General features: G+C 70.5%; 19 protein-coding genes and 2 pseudogenes. 12 read left to right on the plus strand and 9 right to left on the minus strand.

What is annotated here, in order from left to right; genetic code table 11:
* Window positions 1-33 precede the first annotated feature (33 nt).
* Together ACZ4VI_RS30905 and ACZ4VI_RS30910 are read right to left on the minus strand one after the other, a co-directional pair.
* Window positions 34-261: pseudogene (locus ACZ4VI_RS30905) on the minus strand (YdeI/OmpD-associated family protein); the annotation flags it as partial.
* Window positions 174-1,370, minus strand: a complete 1,197-nt coding sequence (locus tag ACZ4VI_RS30910; protein ID WP_468004578.1) for a S8 family peptidase — start codon at window positions 1,368-1,370, stop codon at window positions 174-176. The gene ACZ4VI_RS30910 and the pseudogene ACZ4VI_RS30905, both read right to left, overlap by 88 nt.
* A gap of 454 nt (window positions 1,371-1,824) precedes the next feature.
* Between ACZ4VI_RS30910 and ACZ4VI_RS30915 the strand changes: the two genes are divergently transcribed.
* Window positions 1,825-2,016 carry a VapC50 family PIN domain-containing toxin gene (locus tag ACZ4VI_RS30915; protein ID WP_468004580.1) on the plus strand — a complete coding sequence of 64 codons (192 nt, stop codon included), beginning with the start codon at window positions 1,825-1,827 and terminating at the stop codon, window positions 2,014-2,016.
* Between the two features lie 556 nt (window positions 2,017-2,572).
* Here ACZ4VI_RS30915 and ACZ4VI_RS30920 read toward each other — a convergent pair.
* Entirely contained in the window at window positions 2,573-4,267 is a 1,695-nt protein-coding gene (locus tag ACZ4VI_RS30920; RefSeq protein ID WP_468004582.1) for a helix-turn-helix transcriptional regulator, read from the minus strand.
* 101 nt (window positions 4,268-4,368) lie between these two features.
* Between ACZ4VI_RS30920 and ACZ4VI_RS30925 the strand changes: the two genes are divergently transcribed.
* Both ACZ4VI_RS30925 and ACZ4VI_RS30930 read left to right on the plus strand, forming a co-directional pair.
* Window positions 4,369-7,602: a M36 family metallopeptidase gene (locus ACZ4VI_RS30925; RefSeq protein WP_468004584.1), complete on the plus strand. Its 3,234-nt coding sequence runs from the start codon at window positions 4,369-4,371 to the stop codon at window positions 7,600-7,602.
* Between the two features lie 38 nt (window positions 7,603-7,640).
* Complete coding sequence (locus ACZ4VI_RS30930; RefSeq protein WP_468004586.1) at window positions 7,641-8,750, plus strand: S8 family peptidase; 1,110 nt, start codon at window positions 7,641-7,643, stop codon at window positions 8,748-8,750.
* A 218-nt stretch (window positions 8,751-8,968) separates the two neighbouring features.
* Here the strand turns inward: ACZ4VI_RS30930 and ACZ4VI_RS30935 are convergent, their stop codons facing one another.
* A complete protein-coding gene (locus ACZ4VI_RS30935; protein ID WP_468004588.1) occupies window positions 8,969-9,331 on the minus strand; it encodes an ArsR/SmtB family transcription factor in 363 nt (120 codons plus the stop codon).
* 130 nt (window positions 9,332-9,461) lie between these two features.
* Here ACZ4VI_RS30935 and ACZ4VI_RS30940 point away from each other — a divergent pair, with 130 nt between their 5' ends.
* The 4 genes and pseudogenes from ACZ4VI_RS30940 to ACZ4VI_RS30955 all read left to right on the plus strand — a co-directional run.
* The gene (locus tag ACZ4VI_RS30940) at window positions 9,462-10,856 is read left to right on the plus strand and encodes an NAD(P)-binding domain-containing protein (protein WP_468004590.1); all 1,395 of its coding nucleotides are present in this window, start codon (window positions 9,462-9,464) and stop codon (window positions 10,854-10,856) included.
* Window positions 10,853-12,094 carry an MFS transporter gene (locus ACZ4VI_RS30945; RefSeq protein ID WP_468004592.1) on the plus strand — a complete coding sequence of 414 codons (1,242 nt, stop codon included), beginning with the start codon at window positions 10,853-10,855 and terminating at the stop codon, window positions 12,092-12,094. Before ACZ4VI_RS30940 ends, ACZ4VI_RS30945 begins: the two co-directional genes overlap by 4 nt.
* Window positions 12,095-12,538: 444 nt before the next feature.
* Window positions 12,539-12,874, plus strand: coding sequence for a cupin domain-containing protein (locus ACZ4VI_RS30950; protein WP_468004594.1), 336 nt, complete (start codon window positions 12,539-12,541; stop codon window positions 12,872-12,874).
* 18 nt (window positions 12,875-12,892) lie between these two features.
* Window positions 12,893-13,055: pseudogene (locus tag ACZ4VI_RS30955) on the plus strand (inositol monophosphatase family protein); the annotation flags it as partial.
* A gap of 111 nt (window positions 13,056-13,166) precedes the next feature.
* Here ACZ4VI_RS30955 and ACZ4VI_RS30960 read toward each other — a convergent pair.
* The 5 genes from ACZ4VI_RS30960 to ACZ4VI_RS30980 form a co-directional block, all read right to left on the minus strand.
* Window positions 13,167-13,409 carry a hypothetical protein gene (locus tag ACZ4VI_RS30960; protein ID WP_468004596.1) on the minus strand — a complete coding sequence of 81 codons (243 nt, stop codon included), beginning with the start codon at window positions 13,407-13,409 and terminating at the stop codon, window positions 13,167-13,169.
* Between the two features lie 403 nt (window positions 13,410-13,812).
* On the minus strand, window positions 13,813-14,085 hold the full coding sequence (locus ACZ4VI_RS30965; RefSeq protein WP_468004597.1) for a hypothetical protein: 273 nt from the start codon (window positions 14,083-14,085) through the stop codon (window positions 13,813-13,815).
* 37 nt (window positions 14,086-14,122) lie between these two features.
* Complete coding sequence (locus ACZ4VI_RS30970; RefSeq protein ID WP_468004599.1) at window positions 14,123-14,389, minus strand: hypothetical protein; 267 nt, start codon at window positions 14,387-14,389, stop codon at window positions 14,123-14,125.
* A 102-nt stretch (window positions 14,390-14,491) separates the two neighbouring features.
* Window positions 14,492-14,701: a hypothetical protein gene (locus ACZ4VI_RS30975; RefSeq protein WP_468004600.1), complete on the minus strand. Its 210-nt coding sequence runs from the start codon at window positions 14,699-14,701 to the stop codon at window positions 14,492-14,494.
* 4 nt (window positions 14,702-14,705) lie between these two features.
* Complete coding sequence (locus ACZ4VI_RS30980) at window positions 14,706-15,257, minus strand: DUF5994 family protein (RefSeq protein WP_468004602.1); 552 nt, start codon at window positions 15,255-15,257, stop codon at window positions 14,706-14,708.
* A gap of 282 nt (window positions 15,258-15,539) precedes the next feature.
* On the opposite strand from ACZ4VI_RS30980, the gene ACZ4VI_RS30985 reads away from it, so the two are divergent.
* The 5 genes from ACZ4VI_RS30985 (at window position 15,540) to ACZ4VI_RS31005 (ending at window position 18,575) form a co-directional block, all read left to right on the plus strand.
* On the plus strand, window positions 15,540-16,034 hold the full coding sequence (locus ACZ4VI_RS30985; protein WP_468004604.1) for a DUF5994 family protein: 495 nt from the start codon (window positions 15,540-15,542) through the stop codon (window positions 16,032-16,034).
* Window positions 16,031-16,387 (plus strand): PRC-barrel domain-containing protein, encoded by a 357-nt coding sequence (locus ACZ4VI_RS30990; protein ID WP_468004606.1) that lies wholly within the window; start codon window positions 16,031-16,033, stop codon window positions 16,385-16,387. The genes ACZ4VI_RS30985 and ACZ4VI_RS30990 overlap by 4 nt, the downstream gene beginning before the upstream one ends.
* Window positions 16,388-16,416: 29 nt before the next feature.
* Window positions 16,417-16,590, plus strand: a complete 174-nt coding sequence (locus ACZ4VI_RS30995) for a hypothetical protein (protein WP_468004608.1) — start codon at window positions 16,417-16,419, stop codon at window positions 16,588-16,590.
* Window positions 16,591-16,821: 231 nt separating this feature from the next.
* Window positions 16,822-16,974 (plus strand): hypothetical protein, encoded by a 153-nt coding sequence (locus ACZ4VI_RS31000; RefSeq protein ID WP_468004610.1) that lies wholly within the window; start codon window positions 16,822-16,824, stop codon window positions 16,972-16,974.
* A gap of 119 nt (window positions 16,975-17,093) precedes the next feature.
* The gene (locus ACZ4VI_RS31005; protein ID WP_468004612.1) at window positions 17,094-18,575 is read left to right on the plus strand and encodes a UDP-N-acetylmuramoyl-L-alanyl-D-glutamate--2,6-diaminopimelate ligase; all 1,482 of its coding nucleotides are present in this window, start codon (window positions 17,094-17,096) and stop codon (window positions 18,573-18,575) included.
* The last annotated feature ends 197 nt before the right edge of the window (window positions 18,576-18,772 follow it).

Raw genomic sequence — 18,772 nt, forward strand, 5'->3', positions numbered from 1 at the left:
ACAACAGGCGCCTCCCCAGGTGCGGTAGAGGATCGCGTAGCGATTCGGGCGGTCGAGGGTCTCGAAGAAGGCCGCTGCGGCCGGGTCGGTGGCCAGGGCGGCGGCGAGGTCGTTCGGCACGGATGCCGGGGGATTCGGCGTGGTGCTCCCCGACCTGGGCTGCAGCCCGCCGGTTACAGGCCGCCGGTGAACAGCAGCTTGTTGGGGGTGCCGGTGCTGAGGTTGGTCAGGAGGCCCTTGGTGGAGTTGCCGTCGAGCCACTGGCTGATCTCGGCCGGGCTCGCCGTGGGGTGTTCGGCCTTGTAGAGCGCGGCGACGCCGGCGACATGCGGGGCGGCCATGGAGGTGCCGCTCAGGGCGACGGCTCCGCCGCCGAGCTTTGCCGACAGGATGTCCTGACCGGGCGCGAAGAGTTCGACGCACCGGCCGTAGTTGGAGAAGGACGTCTCCTCGTCCCACCGGTTGGAGGCCGCGACGGTGACCGTGCCCGCCGCCGACGCGGGCGAGACGTCGCAGGCGTCCTTCGCGGAGTTGCCGGCCGCGATGACGGGCAGTACACGCGCGGAGGCAAGGGCCGTGGCTGCGTTGTTGACGGCCACGGACTTGTCCCCGCCGAGGGAGCCGTTCAGGACCGCGGGCTGTCTGGCGTTCCTGGCGACCCAGTCGATTCCGGCGATGATGCCCGAGTACGAGCCCTGGCCGTCGCAGCCCAGCACGCGGACGCTCACCAGGCTGGCCTTGCGGGCGACCCCGTACGTCATTCCGGCGACCGTGCCCGCGACGTGCGTGCCGTGGCCGTTGCAGTCCTGGCCATTACGCCCGTCGCCCACCGCGTCGAAGCCGAACGTGGCCCGGCCGCCGAACTCATCGTGCTTGTAGTCGATGCCGGTGTCGAGGATGTACGCGGTCACCCCGGCGCCGCTGCCCCGGGTGGTGAAGTCGTTGTCGAGCGGCAGGTTCCACTGGTTGATCCGGTCCTGGCCCCAGGAGGCGGCCGGGCTTCGGGTGGCGGCGGGTGCGGACGGCTGGGGCTTGGCGAGGGCCACCGCGTCCTCCTCGACCGACGTCACCCCCGGCGTCTGCCTGATGGTCGCCAGCTGAAGCGCGGTCAACGGTGCCGCGAACCCGTTGATGGCCTTCTCGTAGACGAACGTGGGCTTCAGGTTCAGCTTCTCCGCGACCTTGGCCGCGTCGGCCGCCTTGTCGAGGGTCACGATGTACTTGCCGGGCACCGCGTTGGCGGCGGTGACGAGCGGCGCCGGGGTCGGCTCCGGACCGGCGACGGCCTCGGACGCGGTCGCCGTCGGGACGGTGAGGGCCAAGGCGGTCATGGCGACGCTCGCGAGAGCGAGTCGGGTACGCGTGTTCATGTCGGTGAGGGCATCATGCAGAAACGATCAACCTCTACGACATTCGCGACCGATTCAGACGGATGCCTGAAGCGTCACCGTAATGCGCTCCGCCGAAGCGGTGTCATGAGCCCGAACGGGTTGGTGCCACCACCCGAGGGTGCCGGCCGACTTCTGGTCGACGGGCGCGCGTCGCCGAGGGCGGCACGGGTGACGCGCTCGGCTCCGCTGTCAGCGGACCCGAGCGGCCGTCGCCTGGGTGAGGACGGTGCCCGGTCGGTGGCCGCGATCTCCGCCTCGGCGAGGGCTGCCGAGAGGGCAGCCCATGCGGGGTCATCGAGGACCGGCTGGGCGTGGGCCGGTACGGCTGCTCAGGGCAGCGCGGTGGGCTTGCGCGGCGGGGGTACGGCGACGCGCTGATCACGTGGAACCTCGCCGACTTCCCTGAAGGCGACTGGCTGAGCGTGGGGTGCGGGTGGTCGATCCGGATTCGTACCTGTGCGGGCTGTATGACGAGTTGCCGCATGAGGTGGTGGAGACGGTGGTCAGGCTCGCCGGAGAGAAGCGCAACCCGCCCGTCACGGTCGCCGATGCCCTCGCCCGACTTGCCAAGGCCGGCCTACCCGGCTTCGCTGACCTCCTGACGCAGCACCTCGGACCCGAATGAGGCGATGTGATGGCGGGTGGCGCGAAGGTGGCGCGCGGCACCTGAGGGGAAGGTACCTGGGAGCTCGTACTGACCACTGTGCACCCCTCTCGAGGGCACGGATGGCACTTGCTCTGGGGATGCTGACACCGGATCAGGTGGTGACTGCCAGGTCAGCGTCCCAGCCTGGTCCGTCGGTGACCAGTGAGCCGGCGAGGACGTGGCCCCGCCGAATGCGTAGAAGTCTTCCCCACCAGCTCCTCCTCGGGCCGGGGCATCCGGACGGGCCCGAGGGTGGCCCGGTCGTCCCTCTTGTGTCAGGAGCTGGCCTGACCCCCGACCGGTTCGGGCTTGGCCGCCCCCGGAGGGGGCGGTCAGCCCTTCCCGTCAGAGACCGAGGGCTTCGGCGGCCATGGCAGTCCCCCTCACACAGGCCTCGATCGTGGCGAAGGCGAGATCACGTGAGGCGGAAGTGTGGTGGCGCAGGGCGAGAATCCACTGTCGTCACAGGAGTCCACCGGGTCCACCGGGAGTTGGGCGCTACCTCCAAGCCCAGCCCTGTGGGGCCGGGGCACGTTCATTCGAGATCGCCGACGATGCCCAGTACCAGTGCCAGGCGCCGCTTGGGTACCGAGCCGAACTTCCGGCGGACGTTCATCACGTAGTTGCGCGCGGTGCCGACCGAGATGCCCAACTGGTCGGCGATCTCCACAGCGGTGAACCCCTGGGCCGCGAGTAGTGCGACGTCGCGCTCGCGAGGGGTGAGGCCGGCGTTCACCTGATAGCGCTGGTTCTCCGGTACGTGGAGCAGGCCGTGATGGAGGGAGCGGTCGCGGGCGAGCGCGGCGAGGGATCTGTCGGCTCCCGTCGAGGTGAGGAGTTCGGCGGCGCGGTCGCGGGCGCGGGTGCGTTCGGGCAGGGAGGGGGCGACCTTGGCGGCGGCGTGGTAGGCGCGGCCGGCGGTGATGGGCTCGCCCAGGTCGGCGAGGGCGTCCGCGCCCTCGATCAGCGAGATCCAGCCGCGCTTGCCGGCGATGTGCCCCTCGACGATCGAACGGATGGCGGCGGCGCGCGGGTAGGGCGACCAGAACCGGGCCATGGCGGCGGCCTCGTCCCGCGCCGCGCCGGGTGCGATTTCGGTCAGCGCCAGCAGGGCGTCCTCCCAACCGACGTGGTGCTCGGCGTCGCGTGCGAGCCGCAGGATCCGGGGGAGCCCGCGCGCCGGGCGCGGCTCTCGGCGCGCATGACGTATGTACGCGAGGGTCGCCGCCGCGCTCGCGCCGTACGGAGGCGATGTCGCGTATGCCACCTCGACGACCGCCTCCAGGTCGTCGTGCCGGAGGCGGCGGGCCGTCTCGAACGTCACCGCGGCGGCGACCGTACGGCCGAGTTCGCGGATGCCCGGGGCGGCGCCCGTCATCGCGATCGCGGCCTGCTCCTTCGCGGTGTCCAGGTGTCCCGTACGGTGCCGCACGAGCGCCTCGACCGCGGCGAACTTGTTGACCCAGGGCCCGCGGCCCACCACCCGGCCGCGGGCGACGGCCTCCAGGGCGGTTTGATAGTCCCCGAAGTAGGCACAGGTCAGCGCCCAGTTCAGGTAGTTGAGCGAGGCGATCTCCCCGGTGACCGCATCGAGGTCGGCCGGCAGAAGGGAGGCGGCCTGGCGCCAGCGCTTGGGCGCGCGCTTGCGTCCCTGGTAGGTCTCCCCGGCGGCAAGCATGCCGGCGACGAGGGCGATGATCCACGGTTCGCCGGACTGCTGAGCCAGGGCCAGGCCCCGGCGCGCTAGTTTTCGCCGGTAGGAGGGGCTGAGACCGGCGTCGGCGGGAAAGGACATGCGGCTCAGCGCGAGGGCCTGTCCCCCGATGTCTCCTACCGCGGTGAACTCGAAGAGGGCCCGGGTGCCGTACTCTGCCATCGCCTTGCCCCGGGCGGCCCGTGCCTGCGCGAGAAACACCGCACCGCGTGCACGGGGGGTGTGGCTTGCGGCGGCCAACTCGTCGAGGAATTCCCAGGGGGCGGCTCCGGGTGCTCCCCACCGGGTGAGCAGCGAGACCATCTCGGCGAGGGCGACCCGGTCGTCGTCGGTGAGCCGCGGCAGTTCCGCCAGGAAGTTCCTGAGTGTTGCGAAACCGAGGTCGGCTCGGCCGCTGAGCGCGGCCGACTCGGCGTTCCGGAGCTGTTCCTGGACGGCGATCGACACGTTCTCGGCGAAGTACGCATGGGACTGGACCGGCAGGAGCGGGCGTGCTCCGGACGCGTTGTCGTTCATGGTGGCAGCAAGAATAGGTGCAGTTTTTGGATTGTCCAGGGGGCTGAGCCAGGGCTTTCATGACCGCTTACGGGGGCATCCCTTCCAGCTGAGGAGTGCCCATGAACGGATCCCGCAAGTTGGTCGCGTCGGCGCTCACCGCAGCGCTGATCGCGACGCCGGCGGTCGCCCACTCGGCGACCGATGACCAGTTGTCCGTACCGGCGTCGATCATCGCCGGTGACGAACCGCAGGACTCCATGGACGTGCGGCGTGACCTGCCGCCCCTGTCGCCCACGGAGGCGCAGCTCGCCGCCGTCTCGGCGCTGCAGACATCCGTACCCGGCGGCAGATCGCCGCGAATAACCTGGAACACCGCCTATGGCACACCTCGGACCGTGCGAGCGCCCGGCGGTTATCTCACCGGTCCTCAGAGCGGCGAACCGCTAGCCATCGCGAAGGGGTGGCTGCAGGCGAACCGCGAGGCGTTCGGCCTGTCGGCCGCGGACGTCGAGGCGCTGGCGGTGCGGCGTAACCACGAACTCCCCGGCATCGGCGCCCGGGTGGTGAGCTTCACGCAGACCTTCGGCGGCGTCGAGGCCGTGCACGGCGGCGTGCTGACGGTGACCGTGGCCAAGGACGGCCGCGTGCTGTCCTACGCCGGCGATCCGGTACGGAGCGGCGGCCTGCTCGCCGGGTACGACAGGTCCCCGGCCGACGCACTCGCCGCTGCCGTGTCGTCCCTGTCTCCTTCGTCGGTCTTCGTCCCTCTGCCGACGGGTGAGACCCAGGCGGGGTACCAGGTGTTCGCGGCCGGGCCGTTCGCACAGGTGCAGCGGGTCCGCAAGGTCGCGTTCCCGACGGCCGCTGGTGCCCGCCCGGCGTACAGCGTGCTGTTCGTCAAGAGCCTCGACGAGGCATGGGACGTGGTCGTCGACGCGGCGACCAGCAAGACACTGGCCAGGCACTCCCTGGTGCAGCACGAAGGCCCCTTGGAGCCCGAGGGCACGGTCTACGAGAACTTCCCGGGCGCCACGCAGGGCGGCGGGCCGGTCATCAAGAGCTTCGGCCCGAACGCCTCGTCGCCCGGCGGCTGGGTCGACCCGACCGGGGCCCTGGGCCTGCCTGGCCCCACCACGCTTGGCAACAACGCCAACACCTTCGCGCAGTACACGGCCCCGCTGGCGCCGACCGACGAGCACAACCGGCCGGTCAGCCCGACGGCGCAGTTCAACTACGCGTACGGCGCCAACTGGGCGCGCACCAAGGGCCAGACGCTGCCGCCGTCGTACGTCCTCGACCGCGATCCGGCGGTGACCAACCTCTTCTTCCACCACAACCGGATCCACGACGAGTACTACCAGTTCGGCTTCACCGAGACCGCGGGCAATTTCCAGGTCAACAACTTCGGCAAGGGTGGCCAGGGCGGCGACCCGATCAGCGGCCTCGCGCACTCCGGCGCCGCGAGCGGTGGCGCGCCGACGTACCTCGGCCGGGACAACGCCAACATGCTGACCCTGCCCGACGGCATCCCGTCGTTCTCCAGCATGTACCTGTGGGAGCCGATCAACGACGCCTTCGAGGGCCCGTACGCCGACGGCAACTTCGACCAGACGGTGATCCAGCACGAGTACAGCCACGGTCTGTCCAACCGGTACGTCGGCGGCGGCGGGCTCGGCTCGCTCGGCGGCGAGCAGTCCGGCGCGATGGGCGAGGGCTGGGGCGATTGGTACGCCATCAACCACCTGGGCCGCGAGGGGCTGTACGACAAGGCCGTGGTCGGCGAGTACGCCGTGGGGAACGCCGAGCGGGGCATCCGCAACTGGGCGTACGACAAGAGCCCGTTGACGTACGGCGACTACGGCTACGACATCACGGGCCCCGAGGTCCACGCGGACGGCGAGATCTGGACCGCCATGCTGTGGGACCTACGCCGCGCACTGGTCCAGCGGTACGGGAACAAGGCGGGCAGCGACATCGCCGAACACCTGGTGACCGACGCCATGCCGCTGTCCCCGCCGTCGCCGTCGTTCCTCGACATGCGTGACGCGATCCTCGACGCGGACACCCTGCGCTTCCACGGTGACAACACGGACGCCATCTGGACGACGTTCGCCCGCCGCGGCGCGGGTCTCTCGGCCTCTACGTCGGGATCCGAGGACACCGACCCGAAGCCGGGCTTCGACCACGCGGCCCCGTCGCGCAACGGTCTGCTCGCCGTCAAGCTGGTCAACGCCTCCACCGGCCGGCCCATCCCCGACGCCCGGGTGATCATCGGTGAGTTCGAGGCCAGGGTGACGCCGCTCGGCATATCGGGCCCCAGCGGTGCCGTGTCGGCGCCGATGGTCGACGGCACGTACACGATCACCGTGCAGGCGCGCGGCTTCGGCATCCAGAAGTTCCGGGGCCTGTCGGTGCAGTCGGGCAAGACGACCGGGCGGACGCTCAAGCTGGCGCCGAACCTCGCCTCGAAGCACAACGGCGCGACCGTCGTGAAGACCTCCAGCCAGGACGAGGGCCTTCCCGCGAGCTTCCTGATCGACGACACAGAGGCGACCGCGTGGAAGACCAAGGACGCGGGCACGCCGTACAACGCCGGAGCGAACCAGGTGGCCGAGGTGAAGCTGGCCAAGGAGGCGCAGGTCTCCAGCATCGCGGTCAGCACGCTCAAGCCGACGACGGCCGGACGGTTCAACGTGACGAAGGACTTCACGGTCCAGGTCTCGACCGACGGTGTGCTGTGGCAGACCGTCAAGGCGGGCACGTTCGGTGCTTCGGCTCCGCGGCCGACGGCGCCGGACATGCTGATCCAGACCCTCGAGCTGGACATACAGGTCAGGGCGAGCCATGTCCGGGTCTTCATCGATTCCATCCAGGGGGAGACGAAGACGTACGCCGTGCTCTCCGAACTGGAGGTGTTCGGCAACGCCTCCGGTGTCGAGCCGCTGCCGTTCACGCCGGACGAGCCGGTCAGCGAGTCGGGAACGATCCAGGCCGGTGAGCCGCAGGGGCTGTGGTACCTCCCGGGCACCGAGCCCTACCGTCCCGGCGTGACTGTGGCGTCGTGGCAGGCCGCCTGCGGCACGACGCCGACAGCTCAGGGTGTCGACGCGTGGATCACGAAGCTGCCGGCCGGCTGGGGTGACGGGCTGCATGTGGCGTCCTACATCGCGCCGGAGGGCCAACTCGGCGAGATGCAGATGTTCTTCTACGACTCGACGTGCAAACCGATCGCCGGCGACTTCGCGGTTCCGGGCCAGAAGCTCGTGATCGCGCCGGGCGCGGCCTACATCGGACTGCTCTACCTGTACGGCACGGACTACAAGTTCACCCTCACCGCGCAGCAGGCCGGCTGAGCATCGGCGCTCAGGGCCGTCAACCAGGAGAGGAACGCATGTATCGCAACAGCAAGCTTGTCATGGTCGCGTCGTTCATCGGTGCCGCCGCCCTGTTGAGCACCTCGGCCGGACTCGCGCATGCCGGCACCAACGACCCCTTGAGGGCCGACCAGTGGGGCCTGACCCAGGTCCATGCCGAACAGGCCTGGGCGACCAGCACCGGCACGGGTGCCGTGGTCGCCGTCGTCGACACCGGTGTGGACCTGAATCACCCCGATCTCAAGGCCAACCTGGTGGCCGGCGCCACGTTCACGGACTGCGGCCAGGCGGGCGGGCCGTGCGGGAACGGCGACTTCCGCGGCCCCGACGGGCAGAACAACGGTGACGAGCACGGCACCCATGTCGCCGGCATCGTGGCCGCCGTCGCGAACAACGGCACCGGAGTCGCCGGGGTCGCGCCGAACGCCAGGATCATGCCGGTCAAGGTCCTGGAGAACGGCAGCGGCACCTTCGAGGACATCGCCGCCGGCATACGGTGGTCGGTGGACCACGGCGCCGACGTGATCAACATGAGCCTCGGCGGGCTGGCCGGAACGCAGGCCCTCACCTTGACGGGCCTGGAGACCTCGGTCACGGAAGCGATCGCGTACGCCAACGCGCAGGGCACCTCGGTCATCGTCGCCGCTGGGAACTCCGCCACCGCACTCTGCAACACCCCGGCGTGGGAGCCCGGCGCCATCTGTGTGGCGTCCACCGACCGCAACGAGCTGAAGAGCTGGTTCTCCGAACTACCGAACAAGCCCGACCTGAAGGCCGTGGCAGCGCCCGGCGGCGCGGGACTGACCTCCTGTCAGGACGACATCGTGTCCACCGTGCCCGTCGGCACCGGGGCCGCGTCCTGTGGCCAGAAGGACTACGACTACTACGCCGGCACGTCCATGGCCACCCCGCACGTGGCAGGCGTCGCCGCCCTCCTCTTCGCACAGGGCCGGACTCTGGCCAACGTCGAGGACGCCCTCCTCGACACGGCCCGCCAGCCGGTCACCGGCCTGACGGGCATCTACTCCCCGGCCTACGGCTGGGGCGTCGTGGACGCCGCCGCCGCGGTGGAAATTGCCGGTGCGACCGCAGCCAAGGGACGTAAGGGCGGCACCGAGAAGCGTTGATCCGATCGGACTGCCTGGACCGTCGGGCGGCCACCCAGGCGTCCCATGACGAAGCCCCAGGTCGCTGACCTGGGGCTTCGTCATGGAGCGGATGACGGGAATCGGACCCGCGCTATAAGCGAAGGTGGCGTTGCCCTCGTCGATGCCTGCCTGGTAGATCGCAACGACCTCTTCGGCGTGTGCCGCGGTCAGGGGCACGACGACGGCGGTCGCTACGGTCACGCGGCAGACGCCTGGGTGAGGAGCGCGCCCATGGCCGCGAGGACGGCGGGCTCCACGCGGTAGTACACCCAGGTCCCGCGCCGCTCCGAGGAGAGCAGACCCGCCTCCTTCAGCTTCTTCAGGTGATGGGAGACAGTCGGCTGCGAGACCCCGACGTCGGAGATGTCGCAGACGCACGCCTCGCCGCCCACGTGTGAGGCGACCGCCGAGAACAGGCGCAGCCGGACCGGATCGCCGAGGGCCTTGAACATCTTCGCAGTCCGCTCGGCCTCCTCGGCGTTCAGCGGGCGCTCGGTGAGCGGCGGGCAGCAGCGGACGACCTCGGGCTCAAGCAGCGGCAGCGCGGTGACATTCGACATGCATCTATGTTGACACATGTCGAACCAGGCGCCCAGGCCGCGGGCCGCCTCAGGCGCGTTCATTTCGATGAATGTCTATGTTGACGAGTGTCGATTCAGGTGCCATGCTGGCGGCACAAGAGATCGACGGATGTCGAAACAAAGGGGAATCGTCGTGAACACCACCGCCACCGACCAGCTGCCCGTCGTGGTCATCGGGGCCGGGCCCGCCGGCCTCGCCGCCGCCGCGAACCTCGTCGAGCGCGGCCTCGAACCGCTGGTCCTGGAGGCCGGGCCGACGGCTGGTGCGGCGGTACGCGAGTGGGCACACGTCCGTCTCTTCTCCACGTGGGGCGAGGTCACCGACCCGGCCGCCGAGAAGCTCCTGGCCCCCACCGGCTGGGTAAAGCCCGACGCGAAGACGTACCCGACCGGTGGCGACTGGGCGGCCGACTACCTCCAGCCGCTCGCCGACGTCCTCGGCGACCGCGTTCGCACCGGCGCCACGGTCACCGGTGTGTCGCGCGCGGGCCGCGACCGGATCGTGGACGCGGACCGCGAGGCCCAGCCTTTCGTCGTCCACGTCGCGTACGCCGACGGCCGCGAGGAGCGGCTGTTCGCCCGCTCGGTCATCGACGCCTCCGGCACGTGGGCCACCCCGAGCCCGGCCGGTGCGTCCGGCCTCACCGCCCTTGGGGAGAAGGCCGCAGCCGACCGCGTCACCTACCGCGTCCCCGACCTCAAGGACCCCTCCGTCCGAGCCCGATACGCGGGCAAGCGCACCGCCGTCATCGGCTCCGGCGCCTCCGCCTTCACCGCTCTTGCCTCCCTTGCCGAGCTGGCCGAGGCAGAGGACGGCGCGGGGGCGAAGGCCGTATGGATCCTGCGCCGCGGCATCTCCGGCTCCACCTTCGGCGGCGGCACGGCCGACCAGCTCCCCGCCCGCGGCGCACTGGGTCTTGCCGCGAAGGCAGCGGTGGACGAGGGCCATGCCGACGCCGTGACCGGCTTCCGTACGGAGGCGATCGAGCGCGACGGCGACCGCCTGGTCCTCGTGGCCGAGGACGGCCGCCGGCTCGACCCGGTCGACGAGGTCATCGTCCTCACGGGCTTCCGCCCCGACCTCTCCTTCCTCTCCGAGCTCCGCCTCGGTCTCGACGAGCGCCTCCAGGCCCCGGTCGAGCTGGCCCCGCTGATCGACCCCAACCAGCACTCCTGCGGCACCGTCTACCCCCACGGCGTGAACGAGCTCTCCCACCCCGAACAGGGCGTCTACCTCGTCGGCATGAAGTCCTACGGCCGCGCCCCGACCTTCCTTGCCCTCACCGGATACGAGCAGGTCCGCTCCGTCGTCGCCGCCATCGCGGGCGACCGGGAGTCGGCCGAGCGCGTCGAGCTGGTCCTCCCTGAAACGGGCGTCTGCGGCGGCGCGGGCCTCTTCGATCAGCCGCAGGCCGACGAGGCGGACGGCGGAGGCTGCTGCGCTCCCGCCCCCGCGCTGATCCAGCTCGGCACCACGACCTCCGCGCCCTCCTGCGGCTCGTGACCGACCTCAACACCCGCACGGACGGGGTCGCGACCGGAACGGGGGACCGGTCGCGGCCCCGCGCCGTGCTCCCCGCCCTCTGCCTGACGCAGATCACCGGCTGGGGGATCGTCTACTACGCCTTCCCCGTTCTGCTCTCCCGCATCACAGCCGACACCGGCTGGTCCCTCGGCGCGACAACAGGTGCGTTCTCGCTGGCCCTTCTCGTCTCGGCGGCAGCAAGTGTGCCCATAGGCCGGATCCTGGACCGGCGCGGCCCGCACCTCGTCATGACGGCCGGCTCCATCCTCGCCGTCGTTGCCGTGCTGGCCGTGGCGGCAGCCCCCAACCTGCCTGCCTTCTACGCCGCCTGGGCCCTCGCGGGCGTCGCGATGGCCGCCACGTTCTACCACCCCGCCTTCGCCGCCCTCACGCGGTGGTGGGGTCCCGACCGCGTCCGCGCCCTGACGATCGTCACCCTCGCCGGCGGCCTGGCCTCCACCGTCTTCGCCCCGCTCACGGCCGCCCTCGCCGAACACCTCACCTGGCGCACCACGTACGTCATCCTGGCGGGCATCCTCGCCCTCGTCACCATCCCCGCCCACGCCCTCGCCCTACGAGCCCCCTGGCCACCCCTGCCGCCGGGTCCCGGCCCTGAACAGCCGACCGGGAAAGACGAGACCGCCCGCAGCCGCCCCTTCGTCCTGCTCGCCATCGCGTTCACGCTCTCCGGCTTCGCCATGTACGCGGTCGTCCTCGGCCTCGTGCCCCTCCTCGAAGAACGCGGAGCGAGCCCGACCGCCGCCGCCTGGGCCCTCGGTCTCGGCGGTGCCGGCCAGACCCTCGGCCGCACGCTCTACGCGGCCCTCGCCGCTCGCACCACCGTCACCACCCGCACCGCCACGCTGATCGCCCTCGGCGGCGCCACCACCTCAGCCCTGGCCTTGGTCCCCGGCCCCATCCCGCTCCTTGTCCTGCTCTCCGTCCTCGCCGGCGTCGTCCGCGGCAACCTCACCCTCCTCCAGGCCACCGCGGTCACCGACCGATGGGGCGCCGGCCGATACGGCCACCTCTCCGCCCTCCTCACGGCCCCTGCCACCATCGCCGCCGCCCTTGCTCCCTGGGCCGGCGCCACCCTCGCCGGACCCCTCGGCGGCTACAGCGGCCTCTTCCTCGCCCTGGCCGGAAGCTCCGTCGTAGCAACCCTCCTGGCGATGAGAACGGGTCCGCGACGCCCTGTCGGGACTACGGGGGACTGACGTCCACCAGCGCTCGACAGAGGGCGGTGGCGTCCGCGATCGCCTCCCGGCAGTCGGCGTCCAAGAGCACCGGCCGTTGCCCGACTCGGCGCAGGTACCTCTCGTCGACGACGTCCGTCGTTGTGGGTGAAGACATGGCGCGCTGCCCACGACCGCGTCAATCCGGTGGAGGGCGCCGGCGTCGACCCAACGGACCTGGGCGTGCTTTCGGGGTTCGCGGTTCTCGGGTTCGCCGGCTTGTGCCCGATGGAAGCTCGTACTAGATCCTGAACGACATCTTCCGGCTCAACTACGGCGCCTGAGGCGATCCGAGGCCCCTGAGCGGGCGCCACGAAGGTGGCGTGAACTGCTCGAACAGCGGACACATGCAGTTGTACTGCTGCTTGTGGCGGATCAGAAGCAATGCGCAGTGGTGCGGACCGGGCGCTACCAAGGGGTCTAGGGGTGGCACGTTCGGAGCAGGTATCAGTGCGCGTGATGGCCACCGGCAGCCGGGGCCGCCCTCACCTGCACGAGGGTCACGAGTCGGCCATCTTCACCCAGTCCGGGCAGGCAGAGGTATGGCACGGTGAGGGCCTGGCCGAGCACGTGGTCCTCCACGCCGGTCACTACATCCACATCCCTGCCGACACCCCGCACCTGCCGGTGAACACCGGCACCGAGGAGATGGTGTGCCTGGCCGCGCGGACGGACCCCGACGAGCAGGAAGGGGTCCGGCTCCTGGACCTGCCGGCCTGGCTGGAGACCCGAGTCGGCCCCCTGTCCATCGGGGCCGGCTGAGCCCCGCCGGGGCGTCCTGTGGAACGGTTTCGGCCCCGGACCGTCTCCACGACGCTCTCGTTGGCCTGGGTCGCCTCCGGCAAACACGGGGATCGACGGCGCCCCGATCGGACAGGCGGGCGGCGGACTCGTCGTTGCCGTCGATGGCGGCACCCACCAACTGCTGATGTCGGTGATCCGCATCCGAAGCCAGCGGCGTCTGAGAGGTCGCCCTGTGCCGACCTCGAACGAGCGTCCGCCCGGGTGCGGGGGCCGACTCGTTCAGGCGGCCCCCGCTGTCGGCAACAGCTTCTCAGCCTCCCAGAGTGTGGTCGATCACGTTGCCGAGGCTGCAGTTGTTGACGTGGTTGCCGGCCCAGTCGCCGAGGACGGGCACGACGGCCAGTTCCTGCAGGCAGACCGCGGCTGCGGCGAAGTTCCAGTTGTTGGCGGCGTTGACACCGCCGCCGAAGTTGCTGTCGTTGTCTGCCTGTGCCGGGGCGGCCATGCCGATGATCACGAGGGGCAGGGCGGCGAGCATGATGATCTTCTTCATGTCGTGAGCAACGAGTGCCTCCGCCACAGGATGCGCCGGTCATCGTGGACTCACTCACTGAGCGGTCGCTCGTGTGGGCGCGCGACGCAGGGCCAATGCGGCTGCGTTTGTAGGGAGCGAATTCGCGGGAGGTGAGCCGAGTGCGGCGGGTCACGCAGAGCGTCTCGTGATTCGAGACGACTCGGCTGCCAGATGGTGCAAGTGGTGCGCCGTGTGCCCTCCGAGCAGGGCATTCCTGCGAGTTGGGGCGGGGGACGCTTGGCGACTCGGAGCCTTCCGGCCGACTTGGCGGCGGGCCGTACCGCTATGCGCCTTCAAGGATGCTCCTCGGTGACCGGGTACGCCATACGGTGACCGTGCGTGCGGACGGCCGTGCCGAGGGCGGCCGACTCCAGGCCGGCGGTCAGCCGCGTTCTTCCTCTTCGGCCTCCATCCGCCTGATGCCCTGGTGGGTCAGGGAGACCATCGCGGGTGTGTTGCCCGGATCCCAGTCGACGGTGATCAGGCCCTCGCCGGCCAGGTACGTGCAGGCCGCCGCCAGGTCCTCCTCCGGGATGCGCAGGTCGTTCCGCAGCTTTCGCCCAGGGACTCCGAGAAGGCGGTTGCCTTCGGTGGCTTCGTAGAGGGCGGTCAGAACCCGTTCACGGTAGACCTGTCGCTCGCGGAGTGTCGCCATGGCCGAGTCCTTTCGTGCGTATGGGTCTGATTGCTCCTCAGACCTCGTCCACGTGGGTGCCGACGCCGGTGAGCGGCCTGCTGGTGGTCAGCCAGGACCGTGCGGGTCCGGCAGCGGATTCGGTGTCGACGGTGAGGTGGAGCCGGGTGCCGCCGTCGGGGGCCGGGTAGCTGCGCTGTTCCGGTCCGTCGAAAGAGCGGCGGATTGCTTCGGCGACCGCGCGGGCGGCCTCGGGGGAAGCGGCGACGATGCGGATCTCGGCGCGTCCTGCCTGCGGCAGGGTCTCGTGCTCGGTGGGGTACAAGGTGTGGGGTCCCTTCAGAGGACGGGCGAGAGGCCGGCGGGTGGGTTGTCCCGGGTGTCGGGTGCCCCACCCGCGGCCTTCGGTCGGAGGAGTGGTCTGGGTTCAGGGCCAGGTGCCCGTGCTCCTGCGGCTGGGGGCTTGCCCTGTCGGCCTGTGGTGGCTGTGGCCGGGTGGACGGGCGATGGCCGGGTAGGGGTCGCTGAAGAGGTACGCCGCGATGCGTGCGTCGTGCTGGGCGTTGAGCCGGTGGATCAGTGCCATGCCGAGGGCGGTCATGGAGACGATCGCGGCGATGAGGATGACGGTCGCCATGTCGTCACCTCCACCTGTTCCCCGGAAGGGGGATCATCCGCGCGCCGATGACGGGATGCCGGACGGGCGGCGGGATGGCCCCGCCATCGGTCTCCCAGACGTCCTCCCTGCCTCGGACGTCCCGCAGGCGGAGGCCGATCGCGGTTTCGTCGGACATGAGGGAGTCGGCGGTGAGGCGGCTGCCGGGGGTCGCGGCGGCGGTCATCAGCCGGGCGGCTGCGGCGGGTTCGGTCTCGGGCGGGATCACCAGCAGATCGCAGCGGCCGACGGTGTAGGAGAGCAGGATCATCTTGTCGGGATCCTGTTCGGTGAACCAGCCGACATGCACGGTGTGCCCGGAGACGGGAACCTTGTGTGGGACGACGGGCCAACGGGTGGGGTTCACCGTGACGCGTGTGATGCGTCCGAAGCGGCCCTCCAGCGCGTCGATCAGTGGCGGAAGTTCGGCTGCGAGATCGCGTGAGAACGGCCACCAGGCGCCGTCCAACAGGCCGGCGCGTGTGGTCTTAGGCGTCAGCGCCAGGCGCGCCAAAAGCGGGGAAGCGATGGTGGTCATGATCGCGGACCCGTCTCCGGGCCGCCCTGCAGGGCGGCCCAGTGTCTTGATCGCCGGAAACGACGTCCGCGTGGGAGCGGGTGTTCGAGTTACTCCCGGTACTTGAAGCCTACTCCGCCCCGTGCTCGGACGAGCGGTTTCTGACCAGGTGGTTTCCGACTGGGAACACCGCCCGGCCGATGCTCGCGGGCGTGGTCGCAGGCGCGCGGAGTACCGTGAGACCACGGCGGTTTCTCGCCGGCCATGAGGTGTCGGCGGCCCCGCGCAGGCAGGCGGACCACCATGGCCGAATCTGACGCTCCCACCCCTCAGAAGCTCCTCCCGGACGAGATCCACCGAGCGGTGAAGCCCGGCACGGCCGTGCTCCGACTGCAGACGACGCACTCCCGCGAAGGCGTCCTCGACGGCGCGTGGTGGCCCCGCTCCCGGGACGTCGTGACCGAGCTGCCCGCCCTGATCCAGGCGCTCACCGCACACCTCGGCCCCATCACGAGGGTCGGCCTGGACACCGCCGCCTGGGAGGAGGTTCCGACTCGTGTGGTCGTCGACGACCGTGTGGTGCACCTCGACTCCTTCCCCGTCGGCGACGACACCGTCCTCATCACCCGTGGCGACAACGACCACTTCGCCCTGATGGTGGTACCGCCGGACACGGCACCCGATGCGGCACGTGACGCCATGGCCCGCGCGGTCCGCGCCGACAACGTCACCCAGGCCGCCGAGATCCTTGTCGCCCCGCTTCCCGAACCGGTCACCGACCACGAGGAGTTGGGATGATCCACATGGCCGACATCCGTGAGTGGCGAACCTACGACGTGGTGGACACGCGGGGCCGCAGGATCGGAGAGCTGGAGGCGATCTACGTCGACACCAGCACTGACGAGCCCTCCATGGCCACGATCCGGGTCGGCCTGCCCACCCGCCACCGTCTGGTGTTCGTTCCCCTGGACGGTGCGACGGTGGGGCCGGGCTATGTGAAGGTCGCCCACGACAAGGCGCTGGTGAAGCAGTGCCCTTCGATCGGCACCGACGACGTACTTCCCGCCGGGGACGAGGAAGCGGTCTTCGGACACTACGGCCTCGCGTACAAGCCCGGGGCGAACGGTGAACGGCAGCTGGCCCGCCGCTGAGCCCCCGCCCGACCGAGGAGGCAGCACTCATGTCGGTCTTCCTGGCCTTGATCATCGTCGCGATCGTGCTGGGCATGATCGGCGCCACCGCCGACGGACTCCTCTTCCTTCTGTTCATCGGCATCGCGGTGTTCGTGGCAGCCCTCCTCTACGCCGCCATGCGCACAGGACGACGCTCTCCGCGCCGCCGCCCAGTCCGGTGACCGACCGAGCATCTCGGCTACGAGAAGGGCGACAAGGCCGGGGCGGGCTCGGGTAACTCCCGCAACGGCAGCTCGCGCAAGCGGGTGGGTGCGGTCGCCAACCGGCCGGTCTGCATCGCCGTCGGGATCAACCTCGAAGGCGAGCGTGACGTGCAGCATGGGGGTAGGCGCCGGAGGCGAGGGCGCCAAGCGGCGGTCCCCGGGCCGCAGCGTGGGCCGTACACTCGGCCCATGGGTCGCACACGTTCCTCGAGGCAGTGCCTGCAGCAGGCCGCCTCCGGGATGCGCCCGGCTGCCGGGGTTCCGACCGTCGTCGACCCGGCCGGCGCGGCCCTCGCAGCGGCGCCCAAGACCCGCCGTACCGCCCTGCACGGCCACGGCTAGCGCTTCGCGCCTCCGGCTCCTCCGCTCCACATCACCACAGCAGCTTCCCGGCATGCCGCCGGCGCTGCCGCCTGGCTACGGCCGCACGCCCGGGCCCGAGCCCCCTCGAAGGGATCATTGTGAAGCTGAGCGAATTGCTGGCCGGGCAGGAGCACCACGTTCTCCAGGGTGATCCGGACACGACGCTGATCACCGCGGGACCCACCTTCGACGCCGACCGGGTAACGCCTGGCTCGCTCTTCATCGCCGTACCCGGACACCGGGAGGGCGGCCTCGGCTCCGTCTCGCCGGCCTTGGCCCTGGGCGCCGCCGCCGTACTCGTCGACGGCAGTGAACCCGCCCTGCCGGCCGGGGTATGGCCCCCGGGCATCTGCGCCGTCCGGGTACCCGACACGCGGACGGCCGCCGCGGTGGTGACCTCCCGTTACTTCGGCGAGCCCGGGCGGCAGATGGACATGGTGGCGATCACCGGCACCAACGGGAAGACCTCCGTCTCGTACATGGTCGAGTCCGTCCTGCGGATCGCCGAGGGCTCCAGGGTGGGGGTGATCGGAACCGCCGGAAGCAGGATCGGCGACGAGCCGATCCCCATGCCGCCATCAGTGCTGACCACGCCGGAATCCCCCGACCTGCAGTACCTACTGGGGTACATGCGCGACCGCGGGGCCGCCGGCGTGGTGCTGGAGGCCACCTCGATGGCGCTGCTGACGCACCGGGTGGACCGTACGTTCATCGACGTCGGGGTCTTCACCAACCTGACGCAGGACCATCTGGACGACCACGGGACGATGGCGAACTACCGGGACGCCAAGCTGCGGCTCTTTCAGGGCCTGTGCCGGCATGCGGTGGTCAACACCGACGACCCGGTGGGCGCGGGCATCGTGTCGATGATGCCGGGTGCGGTGACCACCTACGCCCTGGACCGCCCGGCTGACTACCGGGCCACCGACCTCGTGGTGAGCGCCTCGGGTACGCGGTTCACCCTTCACCACGACGGACGCGCCTACCCGGCCTCGATCCCCGTCCCCGGCCGGTTCTCGGTGGCCAACGCGCTGGCCACCGTGGCAGCCTGCCACGTGCTGGGGCACCAGCTGGGCCCCCTGGTCGACGCGCTCGACCGGATGCCGCCGGTCCCGGGCCGACTGGAACGCTTCCGGACCCCGATGGGCACGTCGGTGATCGTGGACTACGCCCACTCGCCGGACTCCCTGGACAAGGTCCTGACCACCATCCGGGGCTTCGCCCACGGCCGGGTGATCACGGTCTTCGGCTGCGGCGGAGACCGCGACACCACCAAACGGGCCGCGATGGGCCAGATCGCCGGGACCCATTCCGACCTCTGTGTCCTGACCTCGGACAACCCCCGCAACGAGGACCCCGAGGCCATCCTGGACCAGGTCACCCCCGGCCTCACGGCGACCGGCACCCCCTTCCGGCGCTACACCGACCGCCGCCAGGCGATCGCCTTCGCCCTGACCGCGGCGGGCCCCGACGACACGGTCCTGATCGCCGGCAAGGGCAGCGAACCACACCAGATCGTCGGCGAGGAGCTGCTCCCCTTCAGCGATATGGCCACGGCGCGCGAACTGGCCCAGACCTAGGCAACGAAGAAGGCCCAGGTCGTTGACCGGGGCCTTCTTGGAAGAGCGGATGACGGGAATCGAACCCGCGCTATAAGCTCGGGAATCACTCGGCACCAGGGCGCCTGTAGGCCTTTGACCTGCTGGAACATTCCCCGAGAGGTCCGCGCTGGCGGTTGGGCCAGGCCCTCTGGTGACCGCTGATCACCGTCCTACTG

The organism is Streptomyces sp. NPDC029169 (assembly GCF_055563935.1).

Excerpts from the sequence above, each read along its gene's own strand:
- ACZ4VI_RS30985 (WP_468004604.1), top strand. The coding sequence starts at position 15,540 with ATGGCCGAATCTGACGCTCCCACCCCTCAGAAGCTCCTCCCGGACGAG.
- ACZ4VI_RS30990 (WP_468004606.1), top strand. The coding sequence starts at position 16,031 with ATGATCCACATGGCCGACATCCGTGAGTGGCGAACCTACGACGTGGTG.
- ACZ4VI_RS30935 (WP_468004588.1), bottom strand. The coding sequence starts at position 9,331 with ATGTCGAATGTCACCGCGCTGCCGCTGCTTGAGCCCGAGGTCGTCCGC.
- ACZ4VI_RS30980 (WP_468004602.1), bottom strand. The coding sequence starts at position 15,257 with ATGACCACCATCGCTTCCCCGCTTTTGGCGCGCCTGGCGCTGACGCCT.
- ACZ4VI_RS30910 (WP_468004578.1), bottom strand. The coding sequence starts at position 1,370 with ATGAACACGCGTACCCGACTCGCTCTCGCGAGCGTCGCCATGACCGCC.
- ACZ4VI_RS30965 (WP_468004597.1), bottom strand. The coding sequence starts at position 14,085 with ATGGCGACACTCCGCGAGCGACAGGTCTACCGTGAACGGGTTCTGACC.
- ACZ4VI_RS30925 (WP_468004584.1), top strand. The coding sequence starts at position 4,369 with ATGAACGGATCCCGCAAGTTGGTCGCGTCGGCGCTCACCGCAGCGCTG.
- ACZ4VI_RS30930 (WP_468004586.1), top strand. The coding sequence starts at position 7,641 with ATGTATCGCAACAGCAAGCTTGTCATGGTCGCGTCGTTCATCGGTGCC.
- ACZ4VI_RS30995 (WP_468004608.1), top strand. The coding sequence starts at position 16,417 with ATGTCGGTCTTCCTGGCCTTGATCATCGTCGCGATCGTGCTGGGCATG.
- ACZ4VI_RS30920 (WP_468004582.1), bottom strand. The coding sequence starts at position 4,267 with ATGAACGACAACGCGTCCGGAGCACGCCCGCTCCTGCCGGTCCAGTCC.
- ACZ4VI_RS31000 (WP_468004610.1), top strand. The coding sequence starts at position 16,822 with ATGGGTCGCACACGTTCCTCGAGGCAGTGCCTGCAGCAGGCCGCCTCC.
- ACZ4VI_RS30975 (WP_468004600.1), bottom strand. The coding sequence starts at position 14,701 with ATGGCGACCGTCATCCTCATCGCCGCGATCGTCTCCATGACCGCCCTC.
- ACZ4VI_RS30940 (WP_468004590.1), top strand. The coding sequence starts at position 9,462 with ATGTCGAAACAAAGGGGAATCGTCGTGAACACCACCGCCACCGACCAG.
- ACZ4VI_RS30960 (WP_468004596.1), bottom strand. The coding sequence starts at position 13,409 with ATGAAGAAGATCATCATGCTCGCCGCCCTGCCCCTCGTGATCATCGGC.